Source organism: Lacihabitans sp. CCS-44, assembly GCF_024343735.1.
GTDB lineage: Bacteria > Bacteroidota > Bacteroidia > Cytophagales > Spirosomataceae > Leadbetterella.
In genome coordinates, this window is the sequence record NZ_RJUE01000051.1 from 1 (window position 1) to 335 (window position 335).

At 38.5% G+C, this 335-nt stretch carries 1 protein-coding gene; it reads left to right on the top strand.

Translation table 11 applies throughout. The features are described 5' to 3' along the window. Positions 1 to 335 (top strand): hypothetical protein (locus EGI26_RS07490; protein ID WP_409035358.1); only part of this gene is annotated, 335 nt, incomplete at both ends.

Sequence of the window (335 nt, forward strand, 5' to 3'; positions counted from 1 at the left end):
CCAAATCACGGGAAGTAATTGTGATGGGGAAATAGTTTGGAGCAACGGACTTTCTGGAAATTCTATAAATATTTCCGCTGCAAATAATTTCAGTATTTCCGCTCATTGTGTTTTCCAAAAGTGCCAATCACCCGAAAGCCAAATCATTAACATCACTGTTTTTCCAGTTTTAACAGCAGGCTCAATTGTGACCAACTCAACCATAAACTGCTCAGGATTTAATCCATTGACAATCAACAGCCTAATTAACCCAAGCGGCGGAAATATTCAGTGGCAAAAATCTGAGAATTGTTCTTCTGAAAATCCTTCTTGGACAAATATAGTTGGCGAAATCG